Below are 14,635 nucleotides of genomic sequence, written 5' to 3'. Positions count from 1 at the left end.
CCCTGGTTCGGACGCGGTGATTGTGGTGATCAACCCGTCTACCAGGGGTTTCTTCACGCCACCCGCCGAAAGCCCGCATCGCGATCACGCTGTGATCGGCGTCCGCCCAGACGGATGAAAAAGGTTCACTGATCACGCCTTTGACGACGCGTTTTCGGCGGATGCGGCGCAGGTCGACGGGCCCGGGAGCGTCCCGGATCGGTTGCGTTTCGATGTCCGGTGGGCGCTGCTGCCGGGACTGGTCCGGCCGGTGCTGGTTGTAGTGGATCAGATACTCGCTGAGCACCATCGCCAGCGTCTTGATCGAAACGCCGGTAGGCGGCCGTCCCGGCCGACACCGGTCAGTGCAGGGCCCACTTCCGGGCGGCCAGGCGGCGGTGCCAACGCAGGATCGTGGCCGAGGTGACCGGGAAGACTTCAGCCCACCGGCGGCGGTGAACCAGCCGGGACAACGCCACCAACCAGAAGCCGGTCGAGGTGAACGCGCTGTGGTCGGCCACGCACCTGCCCACGCAGCACCTGATTCTCCCGACACAGCACCAGGAGTTCGACCTCCATGGACAAGTCCGACCGAAGCAGCATCACCAGCAAGCCGAGCAGGCACCTGAGCAACCGGTAGATCAGCGCCAACACCTCGAGATGGTCCCAGCCACGGCATTGGTCCTGCAGCGAAACCCCACGTCGCAGCACGAAGCCGAGTTTCCGAGCGGCACAGCATGCAGCGGCGAGGCGTCGGACAGGACGTCCAAGTTGATCAACCGGGCGACCGCCGGGGCGGCATCGTCCGTCCGAGCCGCGCCAACTCGGCGACGTGAACATGCGTGGAATTCTGACGGCCAGACTCGAGAACCTGCTGGCACCGCGCATCCTTCAGATGTCGTAGCGACCTGCGGTGATGTCCTCCAGGAGCGTCGGGCCGGTGGGGGCCCAGCCGAGCAGATCGCGGGTGATCCGGCTGGAGGCGGGGATGTCCATGGCCAGGATCCGTCCGACGAACGGAAGGGCGGAGGCGAGTTCGCCGGCCGGAACGGACTCGGTGCGCAGGCCCAGCCGGGCGGCCAGGGCCTCGGCGATCCGCCGGACCGGCACCCCCTCCTCCGCGACGGCGTGCAGGACGCTCCCGGCCGGCGCGCTCTCCAGGCCGAGGCGCACGAGCCGGGCGGCGTCGGCCCGGTGCACGGCCGGCCACCGGTTCGCCCCCTCGCCCGGATAGCGCACGACCCCGTCGCTCTCGGCCGCCCTCGCGATGATCGACACGAACTGGCGGTCGCCCTCGCCGTGCACGCTCGGGGCGAACCGGACACTGACCGTGCGGACGCCGCGGTCGGCATATCCGAGGGCGAGGTTCTCGGCGCCCCCGCGCAGGGAGTCCGGTCCGACCGCGGGGTTGGGGTCGCGTTCGGTAACGGGCCGGCCGAGGGCGAACCCGCCCAGGGCGGCGGCGAGCAGGAACGGCCGGCCGGAGCCGGCGAGGGTCTCGGCGATCGCGTGGACGGCCGCGCGCTCGGCGCGGTCGGACGCGGCGGGGTCTTCCCAGTCGTGCTTGTTGGCCAGGTGGACGACGGCGTCGGCGTCCTTGGCGCCGGTGCGGACGGAGTCCAGATCGTCGAGGTCGCCGCGGCGGGCGATGGCGCCGAGCCCGGCGACGACCGACACCGCCGCACCGGACCGGGCCATCCCGACGACCTCGTGACCTGCGGCGATCAGCTCGGCGAGGACCGCGCGGCCGATGAATCCGGACGCTCCCGTGACGAAGACGCGCATGCCGTCTCCACCTCTCTGTTGTTGGTCGGAGCCATGGGCCGGTCAGACGTTGAGCAGCACCTTGGCGGCGCTCGCTGGATCGTGCCGGTCCAGAAGACACCGGCGGCGGCGTCCGCGGGAGTCACCGGTGTGACGTGCCCTGACAGGGCACCCCTCGGCGCTGCGGGGCCGACGTACTCTCGGTTCATGGATAACCGTCACGAGGTGCGCGAGTTCCTCATGTCGCGGCGCGCCAAGGTCACCCCCGCCCAGGCGGGGCTGCCCGCCGGGGCGGGCCGGCGGGTGCCCGGCCTGCGCCGCAGCGAGGTCGCGATGCTCGCCGGCGTGAGCGTGGAGTACTACGCGCGGCTCGAACGGGGCGCCATCCGCGGCGCGTCCGCCGCCGTCCTGAACGCCATCGCCGACACCCTGCACCTCGACGACGCCGAACGCGCGCACCTGTTCGACCTGGCCCGCGCCGCCGACGGCATCCCCGCCTCCGGACGGCGGCGCCGCCGCGCCACCAGGCCGGCCGCCATGCGCCCCGCTCTCGCCTGGACGCTGGAGGCGATCACCGACGCCGTCGCCTTCGTCCGCAACCCCCGGATGGACGTCTTGGCCGTCAACGCTCTGGGCCGGGTGTTCTACGCACCGCTGATCGGCGACGCCGGACGCGTCCCGAACCTGGCGCGGTTCCTCTTCCTCGACCCCGCCTCCAACGACTTCTATCCCGACTGGGACCGCTTCGCGCAGATGAGCGTGGCGATGATCCGCGCCGAGGCCGGACGCGACCCCCACGACCGCGGCCTGCAAGACCTCGTCGGCGAGCTCTCCACCCACAGCGACACGTTCCGCACGCTGTGGGGCGCCCACGACGTGCACGTCCTCGGCGCCGGCACCAAACGCTTCCACCACCCCGAAGTCGGAGAACTCGTCCTCGACCACGAGGAACTCGCCGTCACCGCCGAACCCGGCCTGACGCTCATCATCTACACCGCCCAGCCCGGGTCGGCGACCGCCGAACGACTCCGCCTCCTGGGCTCCCTCGCCGCCGAGACCACATCCACGCTGTGAAACCGGTGACGCCGCCAGGACCCGCGCGCCCCGCAGCTACTCGCGGCTCCCGCCGGTGACCTCGAACCAGCGAGACCGTCCTGCCGCCTACCACGGTGGAGGTCCGGCTACTTTCCAGCGGCACCCAACTGGCGCAGGAAAGCGCGGTTGTCGGTGCGCACCCATTCCTCGACGAGACGGCCCTGGTCGTCGAAACGGAAGATGTTGATCAGGTCGAACACGACACGTTCGCCGTTGGGCGGCAGCGGACCGGCCGGCGACTGGGTGAACTCGCGCACGAAGGTGCCCTCGATCCAGGTCTGGCAGGCCATGTGGTCGCCCTCGGCGACGACGATGCCGCGTCGGATCGACCGGTCGGCGAAGGCCTCGCGGACCGACGCGAAATAGTCGCTGAGCCCGGCGAAACCGGACTCGAAGCCGTCCGGCCCGTGGAAGCGGAAGTCGTCGGTGTCGAAGTAGGTGGCGGCCTCGGCCAGATCCTCGCCCGACACCTCCAGCTCGCCGGCGCGGACCAGGCGCGCCACCAGTTCGTCGCGAGTGAATTGCTTCGTCATGACTCCAGCGTGCCTCTCCCCGAGCCATGCTGTCCAACGATGGATTCGCACCGATTCCATGACCTGAACGCATGGTAGATTTCCGGCCATGGCCGAGTTCACCCTCACCGGTCTGCGCATCGTTCACCAAGTCGCCACCGCAGGATCCTTCACCCGGGCCGCCGAAATCCTCGGCTACACCCAATCGGCCGTCTCCCGCCAGATCGCGGCGATGGAGGCCGCGGCCGAAGCACCGCTGTTCGACCGCAGCCACCGCGGCGTGGCACTCACCCCGGCCGGCCAGGTGCTCGTCCGCCGCGCGAGCGAGATCCTCGCCGACCTGGCAGCGACCGAACTGGAACTCGCCGGCCTCCGCGACGGGCTCGCCGGCCGCCTGACGATCGGCGCCTACCCCACCGCCGCCATGGCGCTGGTCCCGCGGGCGATGGCGCAGGTGACCTCCGGCCATCCAGGGCTCGCCGTGGTCCTGGACGAGGCCGCGACCCCGACCCTGCTCCGGCGGCTCCGAGCCGGCCGCCTGGACATCGCGGTCATCGGCGTCGGCCACGGCCTGCCCGACTACGACCTGAGCGAGCTGCGGCACACTGCCGTACTTCAAGGTGACCTCCTGGTCGCCGTCCCCGACACCCACCGGTTCGCCGACCACACCACCGTCACCGCGCCGGACCTGGCACAAGAACACTGGATCACCGGGGACGGCGCGGCCGGCGAGCCCCAATTCGGAGCCTGGCCCACCCTGACAGACCCCCACGTCGCCCACACCTCGCGCAACTGGTCGACACGCCTCGGCCTGGTCGCCGCGGGCCTCGGGATCACCGTCATCCCCACCCAGGCCCGACCGGCCCTGCCGGCGGGCGTGCGGGCGGTAGCCGTCACCGACAGCCACTGGACCGGCCGCGCGACCCTCGCCGTGACCCGGCCACACCCGTCCGCGCAGGCCCAGGCGATGGTCACGGCCCTGCAGGACCAAGCCACCGATCTCCACGACGCCTGAGGTCGTTGCCACGCAGGCACGCGCACAGGACCCGTTCCCCGCAACGGGCCCCGGGCATCGAGCACGCCGGGAACCGCCCCCTCCCCCGACGGCAGCGGAGGCGACAGGACGCAGGGGGCCGATCCCCGTGGTCGATCATCGGGTTCCGGATGCGGCCGACCGCTCGCGGGCGACCAGCTCGCGCGTCGCGGCGGCCACGTCTCCCCATTCCAGCAGCGCCTTCGGGTCGTCGGCGGCGAGGACGTAGGCGCTCGTCCCGTACTCGAAGGTCATCGCGGCCAGTTGCTCGGCCCACCGTCCCGGAGGACCCGACAGCGTCCGCTCGCCGCGCCCCTGGCCGAAGCTCCCGGTGATGTTGAGCAACCGGCGGATCTCCCGCGGTGAACGCCCGGCCTCCTCGGCCGCCTCGTCGATGATCGCATTGCCCCGGGTCAGGTCGGCCGGGCCGCTCATGTAGTAGTCCGAGGGCATCCAGCCGTCGGCCTTGGCGCCTGCCAGGCGCAGCGCGCGGGGCCCGAGCACACCCAGCCAGATGGGAATGTCGTGCGCGGGAGCTGGCCCGCGCCTGGCTCCTTTCACCTGGTAGTGGGTGCCGTCCACTGCGAGCCGCTCCCTGTTGTCCGCGTCCCAGAGGCCGCGGATGATGTCGAGGGCCTCGCTCACGGCGGTCAGCGCCTGGCCGCCCGATAGCCGGCGCCCGCCCATGGCCGCGATGGCGTCCCAGAAGGCGCCGGCGCCCAGCGCCAACTCGAACCGCCCGCCGGACAGCAGGTCCAGGCTCGCCGCCGCCCGGGCCAGCACCGCGGGCGGGCGCAGCGGGAGGTTGGCCACGCTGGGCGCCAAATGGATCCGATCAGTACGTGCCGCCAAATACGACAGCAGCGTCCAGGTGTCGAGGAAGCCCGGCTGGTAGGGGTGGTCCTGGAAGGCCGCCAGGTCCAGGCCCGCCGCCTCGGCCGTCCGCGTGACCTCCACCAGCTGCTGCGGAGCCGCGCTGGAGGGGGTGAGCAACGCCCCGAACAATAGATCGTGCTGGTAATCAGGCATGTTCTCCTCATCCTTTCCGACCAGGACCCGGTGCCCGCCCTAACGGCCACCGGGTCCATCGTGGGGTGCACGGGGCCAAGCGAAGGCCGCGTCCAGGTCAGACGCCGGTCACCGCCAGAGGCCAGAGCTTGTCGATGGCGGCCTCGGCCTGCCGGCGGCTCTCTTCGGCCAGCGGGACGAGGCTTGACATCGCGGGGTTGTGCTGGGCGAGCGTGAGCTCGGCGGTGATGAACCGCGGCTCCAGGCCCGTCATGGCCAGGCCGTGCGGCAGCCAGGCGGTCGCGTGGTCCCAGCCCTCCTTCGGCGTGCCCTCGCCGTAGCCGCCGCCCCGCGAGACGATCGCGACGAAGTCACGGCCGCCCAGCAGGCCCGCCATGGTGTCGGGGTGGTAGGACAGGCCGGGCGCGATCAGATGGTCGACCCACGCCTTCACCGCGCTGGGAACACCGTAGTTGTACAGCGGCAGCCCGAGCAGGATCGTGTCGGCGGCGGTCACCTCGCCGACGAGTTCCTCGGTCAGTGCCCAGGATGCGGCCTGCGCGTCGGTGTGCTGGTCACGCGGCACCAGCCTGCTGATGCCGCCGACGCTGTCGAGATGCGGAACCGGGTCGGCCCCAAGGTCGCGGTAGACGACGCTGCCCCCGGGGTGGGCGGCACGCCAGATGCCGGCGGCGCGGGCGGTGAGCCGCCGGCTGACCGAGCCGTCGCCCTGGACGCTGGAGTCGATGTGGAGTAGCCGTGCCATGCTCAGATCTCCCTATCCCTAAATCAATTGTCTGTGCAGCTACGTCAGGCCGCGGTGATGCCGCCGTCATGGGCGATCACCTGGCCGGTGAGATAGGTGGAGGCGTCGCTGGCGAGGTAGAGGACCAGCCCGGCGATCTCCTTCTTGTCGCCGACGCGGCCCATCGGCACCGAGGTCGGCATCCACTCCAGCAGCCGATCGATACCGGCCTGGTCGAGCTTCTTGGAGTACTCCCTGGCGAGGTTGGTGGCGGGATGCCAGCCGGGCGCGACGACGTTGGCGCGGATCTGGTCGCGGCCGTACTCGACGGCCAGCTGGCGGGTGAAGCCGACGACCCCCGCCTTGCTGCTGGCGTACGGGACCGCCGTCACCGGGAAGTCCGGGTACAGCCCGACCAGGCCGAGGTAGGAGCTGAAGTTGATGACCGACCCGCGACCGCTGTCGATCAGCGCGGGCAGCAGCGCCTTGGTGGTCAGGAACATGCTGCGCAGGTTGACCGACAGGACGCGGTCGAAATCCTCGACGGTGACCTCGTCCACCTTCCCGAGCACCGAGGCGATCCCGGCGTTGTTCACCAAGGCGTCGACCTCGCCGTCGCTCCATTCGAGCGTCCTGTCGACGGCCGCCCGGACCTGGTCCGGATCGGTCAGGTCGGCGTGGACCGTCAGGCCGCGGTCGCCGAGCAGTTCGGCGGTCTCGTCCATGGGGTCGCGGTCGAACACGGCGACGCGGGCGCCGGCATCGGCCAGCGCCTCGGCGAAGGTCTGCCCGAGACCTGACGCGCCACCGGTGACGACAACGGTCCGGCCGTCGAGCCGGAAACGGTCGATGGGCCTGTCCGCCAATGGCCTTGGCATCGTGAATCACACTCCTCACTGGGCACCGAGGGCAGCCGCCCTGTGCCGCGGCTTCCCGGTCCCCCACGACTGCCGTCCCTTGCGGGGCTCTGCGCGGAGCACGTGATCTCCAGAACCCGACACCAGACCAAACAAGCTGCCTGCGCAGACAAATTCCAGCAGCCGCTGTGAGGTGGGTCACCGGCACCGGAGCGGCCGAGCGCCGCCCGGTGGCGGCTCAGGGGACGAAGTGCGGAAGGACCTCGGGATTGGCCATCGAGCCGGGGTTGGCCGCCTGCTCGACCGGGGCGCCCAGGAGGATCTTGCGCACCGGGACCTCCAGCTTCTTCCCGGACAGCGTGCGAGGAACACCCGGCACCTGGCGGATCTCGTCGGGGACATGCCGGGGGGACTGCGCCGCACGCAGCTCGCGCCGCAGCGCCGCCACCAGCTCGCCGGTCAGCTCGGCGCCGGGGGCGAGTTGGACGTACAGCAGCAGCCGCCCCTCCTGCCCGAGCCGACCCGTGTCGATGACGAGGCTGTCGGCGATCTCGTCGAACGCCTCGACGACCCGGTAGAAGTCGGAGGTCCCCATGCGGACGCCGCCGCGGTTGAGGGTCGAGTCGGAGCGGCCGTAGATGACGCAGCCGCCGTCCGGGAGGATCTTGATCCAGTCGCCGTGCCGCCACACGCCCGGATACATGTCGAAGTAGGACTCGCGGTAGCGCTCGCCGTCCTCGTCGTTCCAGAAGGACACCGGCATGGACGGCATCGGCTCGGTGATGACCAGCTCGCCGACCTCGTCTACCACGGGCTTGCCGTCGTCACCGAACGCCTCCACCTTCGCGCCCAGGCCGCGGCACTGGATGACTCCCGCGGACAGCGGCAGCAGCGGGCACGGCCCGACAAGGCCGGTGCACACGTCGGTGCCGCCCCGTCCACGGCGAGCAGGACCTTGGGCTCGATCTGCGCGAACCGGTCGACGACCGAGGACGAGCCGAAGTCCGGCGAGCAGGACGACCAGACCGCACCCAGCGACGCGGTGGCCAGGAAGCAGATCAGCGCCTCGGGGATGCTGGGCAGGTAGGCCGCGACCCGGTCGCCCTTGCCGACGCCCAACCCGGCGAGCCCGGTGCGTACCGCCGCGACCTGAAGGCACAGTTCCCGCCCGCCGAGCGCGCGGTGCTCGCCCGACTCGGAACGGAAGACCACCGCGGTGCCGTCCGGGTCGGCCTGGGCGTGGCGCAGCGCGTTGGCGGCATAGTTGAGCGTCGCGCTCGGGAACCAGCGCAGCCCGTCCACCGGCGTGGGGCCGCCTTCGCGGACCGGGCCGTCCCCGCGCTCGCCGACCACCTCGAAATAGGTCCAGATCGTTTCCCAGAAGGCGTCCACGTCCGTGACCGACCAGCGCCACAGGTCCTCATAGGAGCCGATGGGCACGCCGCGCTCGCCGAGCCAGCCGACGAAACGGGCCACTCGCGCATTGGCGGCGACCTCCGCCGACGGCTCCCACAGCAGCTCGCCCTCGGAGATCCCCTGGCGACCCGACATGCCCTCCTCCTCCCCCGACGACTTCATGAACGGTGAACGCGCTCACGGCCTATCGATGAAAGCGCCGCGCAGGAGGAATCTCGTAGTGCGACGAGGCGGGCTTCAACGTGTTGGAGATAGTGCCGATCCCCTCGGCCGTCATCGTCACCACGTCCCCCGGCTTGAGCGGCGGCGGGTCCTGGTCGCCCGACTGCCCCCAGATATCGAGGAGACTTCCGCCCGGGCAGGTACCTGCGGCGATGACGTCGCCCGCTCCCACATGGGCACCACGTGACGCATAGACGATCAGGTCCGCGAACGACCACGACGACTCACGCGACGAGGTCTTTCCCGCGGTGCGGCCATTGATCTGCACTTCCATCGTGATGTCGATGCGGTCTTCGATCCGATACCGGTCCATCTCGTCGGCCGTGGTGATCCAGGGACCGAGCGTCGAGGCAGCGTCCTTCCCCTTCGCCGGGCCGATCCCTCCTTGCATCTCATGGGACTGCAGGTCGCGGGCCGACCAGTCGTTGAAGATGGTGTAGCCGCCGATGGCGTTCCACGCCTCGCCATGGCTGAGGTTCTTCCCGCCGCTCCTGAGTACGACGGCGAGTTCCAATTCGAAGTCGAGGGACTCGCAAAGCGGCGGGAACTCCACATCGGCGTTCGCGCCCACCACCGCATGGGGGTTGCTGAAGTAGAAGGTCGGGATCTCGTACCACACCGACGGGACGGCGGCCCGCTCGCCGGGCAGGACGACATTTGTGGCGCCCTCGAAGTGATGCTGGTAGGTCATGAAGTCGCGGACCGCCGGTGGGGCGACCGGGGGAAGCAGCCGCACGTCCGCGAGCCGCAGCGGGCGGTGGTCGCGCGCCCGGACCGCGAGGGCCCCGCGCTGGTCGACGTCCATCGCCAGGACATCGAGAACGCTGACGCCGGTCAGGGGGAACAGTTCGTCCCCCAGGACCTGGCACGTGTACTCCTGCCCCGAGGCGTCACGAACCGCTGCTACTTTCACTTCGATCTCCATTCTCGTCGACCGGCCTTTCCCTCCGTGGGCCTACTGTTCGTCGGGGACCGGCGGCTTCGTGTAGCTGAACGTCTCCCAGACCTCCTCGTCGGTCATCTCCAGCCCCTTGGCGTAGAGCTCGACATCGAGCGGCTCCATATGCGGTTTGGACGGGTCGTAAGGGGGCTGCGCCACGGGCCCCTGGGAGGCGTCGAAAGGAACGGGGTTCTGGAGCCTTTCGAGTTCCTCGGGGGAGATTCCGCACAGCTCGACCACCTCGGGGAGCACCCAGTTCTCCGGCTTGATGTCGCCGCCGGTGGTGATCTCAAGGTTGATGTCGTCCGGGCCGGCGAAGTAGATCGACTTCCACCAGCCGTGGTCGATGGGGCCGATCACCTGGATGCCGCGGCTGCGGATGCGGTCCCGGAGTGCGACCACTTCCTCCAGGGTCTCCACGTCCATGGCGATGTGGCCCACGGCGCCGACGACCGCGTGCTCCCGTCCCTGCTGCGCCTCCTGGCGACCGCCAGCGCCTGTAGCCGAGGGGTCCGCGCGCAGAGGGGGCGCGGCTTAACGGCTGACGTCCATGCGCTGCGTGCCGATGACCGACAGCAGCCGTAGCGCCTCCTCGGAGGGCGAGCCCGGGGCGGCGGTATAGATGACGAGCTGCTGGTCGCGGTCGGTGATGTCGAGGACGTCGCAGTTGACGGTGACCGGGCCGACCAGCGGGTGCTGGAAGGTCTTGCACTGGGTGGGCTCGGCGGACACGTCGTGTGACTCCCACAGGCGGGCGAAGTCTTCGCTTCCGTCGAGGAGTTCGGCCACCAGCTCGGCCACTTCCGGCTCGTCGGGGTAGCGGGCGGCGGTGGCGCGCAGGCGCTGGGTCGCGGTGCGGGCGAACGCGTCCGCGTCCGACACTCCGTACAGCCGCTGCCCGTCCGTGTGCGGCCCGAGGAAGACGCGGCGGACGAGATTGCGGTCGCGCCGCGGGAGGGCGGAGAAGTCCTCCATGAGGGCCGCGGCCAGGTCGTTCCAGGCGAGGATCTCGAAGGTCGCGGACGTTACGGTCGCCGCGGTCTGCGGGAGCCGGTGCAGCAGGTCAAGGATGCTCTGCCGTACGTCGCGCGAGAGCCTGGCCGACGGGAGCGGCGGGGCTCCGGCGAGGTGGTGGAGGTGGTCGCGCTCGGCGTCCGACAGGCGCAGTGCCCGGGCCAGTCCGGCCAGCACCTCGTTCGACGGGTGCGGCGCCCGGGCCTGCTCCAGCCGCGTGTAGTACTCGGTCGAGATGTACGCCAGCTGCGCCACCTCCTCGCGGCGCAGGCCCGGGGTGCGGCGGCGCCGGCCGGCGGGGATCCCGACGTCGGCGGGGGTGATCCGCTCGCGCCTGCTACGCAGGAAGCCGGCCAATTCTCGTCGGTCCACACGTCCAGTGTGACCCGTGTGCGGACCACATCCAGGCACTGGCGGTACCTGAATAAGCCGCTCACGAAACTGCAGGCTTGCCCCATGAAGAACACACCTGCCGCCTTGGGACTGCTGGACGACAAGGTCGCCTTCGTCACCGGTGCGGGACGCGGCATCGGCGCCGCCGCGGCTCGGCTGTTCGCCCGCGAGGGCGCTCGCATGCTTCTCGCCGCCCGGACGGAGGCCCAACTGAAGGCGGTGACCGAGGAGATCCGGGCGTCAGGCGGCACCGCGGAGTACACGGTATGCGACCTGGCCGATCCGGCTGGCGTGCGTGCCGCCGTCGACCGCACCGTGAGCCTGTACGGCCGGCTCGACATCGCCTTCAACAATGGCGCGGCCATTCAGCGCCCCGGTCCGATGGACCAGATGCCGGAGGCCGATTTCGACTACATCTACGACGTGAATCTCAAGGGCGTCTGGCTGGCCATGGTCGCCGAGGTCGCCGCCATCCGGGCCACCGCCGGGAAAGGCGCGATCGTCAACAACTCCTCCGTCGGCAGCCTGATGGGAAACCCCGAGCTGCCCGCGTACGGAGCGATGAAGCGGGCGGTCAACAGCCTCACCGAGTCGGCCGCCGTCACCTACGGCCCGGAGGGCATCCGCGTCAACGCCATCGCTCCCGGCAACACGGCGACCGAAATGATCACTACCTGGGAAAGGGAATCACCCGGCCTCCGGGAGCGGCTCACGGCGCACACCCCGCTGCGCCGCGCGGCCGACCCGCTGGAAATCGCGCAGGCCGCCGCCTGGCTGCTCAGCGACCGCTCCTCCTACGTGACCGGCACAGTCCTGCGAGTCGACGGCGGGGCCCGAGCCTGAACTGCCGATGCCCCGCCGCCCCGCCCCGGTCCTCCGGTTGTTTCGCGGCACGATCCCGGCCGGTCAGTGCGGGTCGCGGTAGTCGGCGCTGTGCACGGGGCCCAGCCGATCCGGTTCGCGTCTAGAGCGCTCCAGAGCCTGAGGCCGCTGATGCCGGGGACAGCCTCGGCGGTGCACGCGATCTGGGCCAGCGCTCTCCGCGACCAGTGAACCGGTCGGCGCGGGCATCCTTCTCGGTGATCACACACGCAGGGCGTCCCGGCCTGCGGGGGGGAAGGTGACGACTCGATCACTCCAGTAGCAGCAGTCCTTACGAAGACCGAACGTGCGGGGCCGCGATCTGGTGCGGGCCTCGTCGAAGGTCATTGAATAGGCCTATAACGCATCCGGCGTAATTGATCAGCGGCACTCCCCTGGGCCGCCGTCGCGCCCGCTCACCGCGACCGCATTACCCGCCGCCCTCGGACAGGACGAGCACCTTTGGCGGTCATGACAAAGCAATTCACCTGGGACGAACTGGTGGCGCGCCTGGTCCGCGCCGGCGAACTGGAGGTGTCGGGCGAGGACCCGGCCGAGGGCGCGACCTACTTCGACACCGACAACTTCTGCTTCCACCGCCCCGACGGCTTCGAATCCGACTTCGCCGGGCTCGATGCCTATTTCGCGTCGGTGCGCGCCGCCTTCGACGACCGGTCGATCCGACGCGGCATCGTCGTCGCCGAGGGCGACCACATGGCCTGCCAGACCTGGATCGAGGGCACCTTCGTCCGGGAGTTCACCCAGTCGCCGGCCGGCCCGCTGCCGCCCAACGGCGAACGCGTCGTCTTCGGCCTGATCAACATCTTCCGCTTCGACGACCAAGGCCGCCTCATCGAGGAATGGGTGCGCACCGACAACCGCGCTTTCCTGCGCCAGTTGGGCGGCGAAGGGAAGTAGCCGGACGACAAGAGGCGGCCGGGCCGTGCAGCAGGGGGTGCGGCCACCGGCGGCGCGAGCGTGGGGCCGGCGAGCGTCAATGCCAAACTGAATACCGCGTCCAATCGGGGGCCTGTGTCCGGGGGAACCGGGAGAAGTCCGGTCATGCCGCGCTGCCCGCTCTACGCTGACCATGTGATCCGACAGGTTTGGGACCGGTACCGGCGCAGGACGTGGCTCGTCGACGCCGTCTTCGCGGTGCCGGTGCTCCTGATGACGGTCCTGGAGCCGATCAGCGAGCCGCCCGACTCGCTGGTCGCCTGGTTCCTTGCCATCGGGCTCCTGGCGCCGCTGGTGTTGCGGCGGACCCGGCCGCGCACGGCGTACGCCGCGGTGGCGCTGGTCGCGCTTCTGCAGGTGGTGGTGAACCAGGTCCCGATGGCGCCGGATCTGGGGATCTTGATGTGCATGTACACCCTGGCCGCGGGGTCCTCGCTGTGGTGGGGGGTCGCGGCGGGGCTGGTGACGGAGATGGGGGCCGGGATACTGGCGTTCCGGTACGCCTCGGGGTTCCGTGACCAGCTCGCGAGCTGGTGGATGGTCTCGGTGTGCGTCGCGGGGGTGTGGCTGCTCGGGCTTTACATGCGCACGAGGCGGGCGTATCTGGCGTCGCTGGAGGAGCGCGCGGCGCGGCTGGAGCGCGAGCGCGACACCGAGGTGCAGATGGCGATGGCCGGTGAGCGCGCCCGCATCGCCCGGGAACTGCACGATGTCGTGGCGCACAACGTGAGCGTGATCGTGGTGCAGTCCGACGGCGCGTCCTTTGCGATCGAGAGCGATCCGGGGCGGGCCAAGCGGGCGATGGAGACGATCTCCTCGACCGGACGGCAGGCGCTGGCCGAGATGCGGCGGATGCTGGGGGTGCTGCGCGAGAGCGATACCGGCGGGTCGTACGCGCCGCAGCCGGGGGTGGCGCAGCTGTCGGAGCTGGTGGGCCAGCTTCGCTCGTCCGGGCTGCCGGTCTCGCTGGAGATCGACGGCGTGCCGGTGGAGATGTCGGAGGGGCGGCAGCTGACGGTGTTCCGCATCGTGCAGGAGGCGCTGACCAACACCCTCAAGCACGGCGGCGCCAAGGTCACCGCGAAGGTCGGGTTGCACTACTTCGACGACGCGGTGGAGATCGAGGTCAGCGACGACGGGCGGGGCGCCGCGACGATCACCGACGGGCGCGGGCACGGGCTGGTGGGCATGCGGGAGCGCGTCGCGGTGTACGGCGGCGACGTCGAGGCCGGGCCGCGTCCGGGCGGCGGCTTCACGGTGCGCGCCAGGATCCCGATACACGAGGAGGCCCGCGCCTGACCGGGACGAAACTGAGCGGGATGTGAACGGCGAACCCCCGGCGGCCCGTGCGGTACGGGTCCCGGGGGTGCGTCGACCGCGAAGGCGGCCGGCCGCGCGCGTTCAGTCGGCCGCGATGGACTCGACGATGGACGTCTTCGCGGCGCGGCGGGCCGGCAGGACGGCAGGACGGCAGCCGCACCTTGTGGGCCAGCAGGCCCCGCAGCGTCGTCTTCAGCATGGCTCAGCCCCCCAGGCTCTTGAGCCGGTCGAGCACGGTGTCCGGCGTCGGTCGCAGGATCTCGCTGACGGTTCGCCCGTCCCGCAGGAACACCACCCGGTCGGCGTACGAGGCCGCGACCGGGTCGTGGGTGACCATCACGATCGTCTGGCCCATCTCGCGGACCGAGGCGCGCAGGAAGCCGAGCACCTCGGCGCCGGCGCGCGAGTCCAGGTTGCCGGTCGGCTCGTCGGCGAAGATCACCTCCGGGCGGGCGACCAGCGCCCGCGCGCACGCCACCCGCTGCTGCTGGCCGCCGGACAGCTCGCTCGGCCGGTGCC

17 protein-coding genes are annotated in these 14,635 nt (G+C 70.7%); 5 read left to right on the top strand and 12 right to left on the bottom strand.

Annotated elements, in window-relative coordinates; all coding sequences use genetic code 11:
* Nucleotides 1-417: 417 nt before the first annotated feature.
* Complete coding sequence (locus ACA514_RS47465) at nt 418-690, bottom strand: hypothetical protein (protein ID WP_375048133.1); 273 nt, start codon at nt 688-690, stop codon at nt 418-420.
* Between the two features lie 180 nt (nt 691-870).
* Nucleotides 871-1,764: an SDR family oxidoreductase gene (locus tag ACA514_RS47460; protein ID WP_375048132.1), complete on the bottom strand. Its 894-nt coding sequence runs from the start codon at nt 1,762-1,764 to the stop codon at nt 871-873.
* A 186-nt stretch (nt 1,765-1,950) separates the two neighbouring features.
* Here ACA514_RS47460 and ACA514_RS47455 point away from each other — a divergent pair, with 186 nt between their 5' ends.
* Complete coding sequence (locus tag ACA514_RS47455; protein WP_375048131.1) at nt 1,951-2,817, top strand: helix-turn-helix domain-containing protein; 867 nt, start codon at nt 1,951-1,953, stop codon at nt 2,815-2,817.
* A 107-nt stretch (nt 2,818-2,924) separates the two neighbouring features.
* On the opposite strand, the gene ACA514_RS47450 is transcribed toward ACA514_RS47455, so the two are convergent.
* Nucleotides 2,925-3,371 (bottom strand): ester cyclase, encoded by a 447-nt coding sequence (locus ACA514_RS47450; RefSeq protein WP_375048130.1) that lies wholly within the window; start codon nt 3,369-3,371, stop codon nt 2,925-2,927.
* An 88-nt stretch (nt 3,372-3,459) separates the two neighbouring features.
* Here ACA514_RS47450 and ACA514_RS47445 point away from each other — a divergent pair, with 88 nt between their 5' ends.
* Nucleotides 3,460-4,365 (top strand): LysR family transcriptional regulator, encoded by a 906-nt coding sequence (locus tag ACA514_RS47445; protein WP_375048129.1) that lies wholly within the window; start codon nt 3,460-3,462, stop codon nt 4,363-4,365.
* A 135-nt stretch (nt 4,366-4,500) separates the two neighbouring features.
* Here the strand turns inward: ACA514_RS47445 and ACA514_RS47440 are convergent, their stop codons facing one another.
* From ACA514_RS47440 to ACA514_RS47405, 8 genes are all read right to left on the bottom strand, one after another.
* Nucleotides 4,501-5,412, bottom strand: a complete 912-nt coding sequence (locus ACA514_RS47440) for an LLM class flavin-dependent oxidoreductase (protein WP_375048128.1) — start codon at nt 5,410-5,412, stop codon at nt 4,501-4,503.
* Nucleotides 5,413-5,509: 97 nt separating this feature from the next.
* Nucleotides 5,510-6,157, bottom strand: a complete 648-nt coding sequence (locus tag ACA514_RS47435) for an FMN-dependent NADH-azoreductase (RefSeq protein WP_375048127.1) — start codon at nt 6,155-6,157, stop codon at nt 5,510-5,512.
* Between the two features lie 44 nt (nt 6,158-6,201).
* The gene (locus ACA514_RS47430) at nt 6,202-7,014 is read right to left on the bottom strand and encodes an SDR family NAD(P)-dependent oxidoreductase (protein WP_375048126.1); all 813 of its coding nucleotides are present in this window, start codon (nt 7,012-7,014) and stop codon (nt 6,202-6,204) included.
* 217 nt (nt 7,015-7,231) lie between these two features.
* Nucleotides 7,232-7,834, bottom strand: coding sequence for a hypothetical protein (locus tag ACA514_RS47425; protein ID WP_375048125.1), 603 nt, complete (start codon nt 7,832-7,834; stop codon nt 7,232-7,234).
* Complete coding sequence (locus ACA514_RS47420) at nt 7,798-8,544, bottom strand: AMP-binding protein (RefSeq protein ID WP_375048124.1); 747 nt, start codon at nt 8,542-8,544, stop codon at nt 7,798-7,800. Before ACA514_RS47420 ends, ACA514_RS47425 begins: the two co-directional genes overlap by 37 nt.
* A 49-nt stretch (nt 8,545-8,593) precedes the next feature.
* On the bottom strand, nt 8,594-9,556 hold the full coding sequence (locus ACA514_RS47415; protein ID WP_375048123.1) for a fumarylacetoacetate hydrolase family protein: 963 nt from the start codon (nt 9,554-9,556) through the stop codon (nt 8,594-8,596).
* A gap of 30 nt (nt 9,557-9,586) precedes the next feature.
* Entirely contained in the window at nt 9,587-10,093 is a 507-nt protein-coding gene (locus ACA514_RS47410) for a VOC family protein (protein ID WP_375048145.1), read from the bottom strand.
* A gap of 12 nt (nt 10,094-10,105) precedes the next feature.
* Complete coding sequence (locus ACA514_RS47405; RefSeq protein WP_375048122.1) at nt 10,106-10,957, bottom strand: helix-turn-helix transcriptional regulator; 852 nt, start codon at nt 10,955-10,957, stop codon at nt 10,106-10,108.
* Between the two features lie 105 nt (nt 10,958-11,062).
* Between ACA514_RS47405 and ACA514_RS47400 the strand changes: the two genes are divergently transcribed.
* The 3 genes from ACA514_RS47400 (at nt 11,063) to ACA514_RS47390 (ending at nt 14,095) form a co-directional block, all read left to right on the top strand.
* Complete coding sequence (locus ACA514_RS47400) at nt 11,063-11,821, top strand: SDR family NAD(P)-dependent oxidoreductase (RefSeq protein ID WP_375048121.1); 759 nt, start codon at nt 11,063-11,065, stop codon at nt 11,819-11,821.
* Between the two features lie 489 nt (nt 11,822-12,310).
* Complete coding sequence (locus ACA514_RS47395) at nt 12,311-12,757, top strand: ester cyclase (protein ID WP_375048120.1); 447 nt, start codon at nt 12,311-12,313, stop codon at nt 12,755-12,757.
* A 174-nt stretch (nt 12,758-12,931) separates the two neighbouring features.
* Nucleotides 12,932-14,095, top strand: a complete 1,164-nt coding sequence (locus ACA514_RS47390) for a sensor histidine kinase (protein WP_375048118.1) — start codon at nt 12,932-12,934, stop codon at nt 14,093-14,095.
* Between the two features lie 223 nt (nt 14,096-14,318).
* Here the strand turns inward: ACA514_RS47390 and ACA514_RS47385 are convergent.
* The coding region (locus tag ACA514_RS47385; protein ID WP_375048117.1) for an ABC transporter ATP-binding protein at nt 14,319-14,635 on the bottom strand (317 nt) is incomplete at its 5' end.

The sequence above is a fragment of the Actinomadura sp. NTSP31 genome (assembly GCF_041951385.1).
GTDB lineage: Bacteria > Actinomycetota > Actinomycetes > Streptosporangiales > Streptosporangiaceae > Spirillospora > Spirillospora napierensis.
Note: the sequence above shows the minus strand (reverse complement) of the source record. Positions and strands in the feature narration are given on the sequence as shown.

Excerpts from the sequence above, each read along its gene's own strand:
- ACA514_RS47445 (WP_375048129.1), top strand. The coding sequence starts at position 3,460 with ATGGCCGAGTTCACCCTCACCGGTCTGCGCATCGTTCACCAAGTCGCC.
- ACA514_RS47450 (WP_375048130.1), bottom strand. The coding sequence starts at position 3,371 with ATGACGAAGCAATTCACTCGCGACGAACTGGTGGCGCGCCTGGTCCGC.
- ACA514_RS47435 (WP_375048127.1), bottom strand. The coding sequence starts at position 6,157 with ATGGCACGGCTACTCCACATCGACTCCAGCGTCCAGGGCGACGGCTCG.
- ACA514_RS47430 (WP_375048126.1), bottom strand. The coding sequence starts at position 7,014 with ATGCCAAGGCCATTGGCGGACAGGCCCATCGACCGTTTCCGGCTCGAC.
- ACA514_RS47395 (WP_375048120.1), top strand. The coding sequence starts at position 12,311 with ATGACAAAGCAATTCACCTGGGACGAACTGGTGGCGCGCCTGGTCCGC.
- ACA514_RS47420 (WP_375048124.1), bottom strand. The coding sequence starts at position 8,544 with ATGTCGGGTCGCCAGGGGATCTCCGAGGGCGAGCTGCTGTGGGAGCCG.
- ACA514_RS47460 (WP_375048132.1), bottom strand. The coding sequence starts at position 1,764 with ATGCGCGTCTTCGTCACGGGAGCGTCCGGATTCATCGGCCGCGCGGTC.
- ACA514_RS47415 (WP_375048123.1), bottom strand. The coding sequence starts at position 9,556 with ATGGAGATCGAAGTGAAAGTAGCAGCGGTTCGTGACGCCTCGGGGCAG.
- ACA514_RS47455 (WP_375048131.1), top strand. The coding sequence starts at position 1,951 with ATGGATAACCGTCACGAGGTGCGCGAGTTCCTCATGTCGCGGCGCGCC.
- ACA514_RS47440 (WP_375048128.1), bottom strand. The coding sequence starts at position 5,412 with ATGCCTGATTACCAGCACGATCTATTGTTCGGGGCGTTGCTCACCCCC.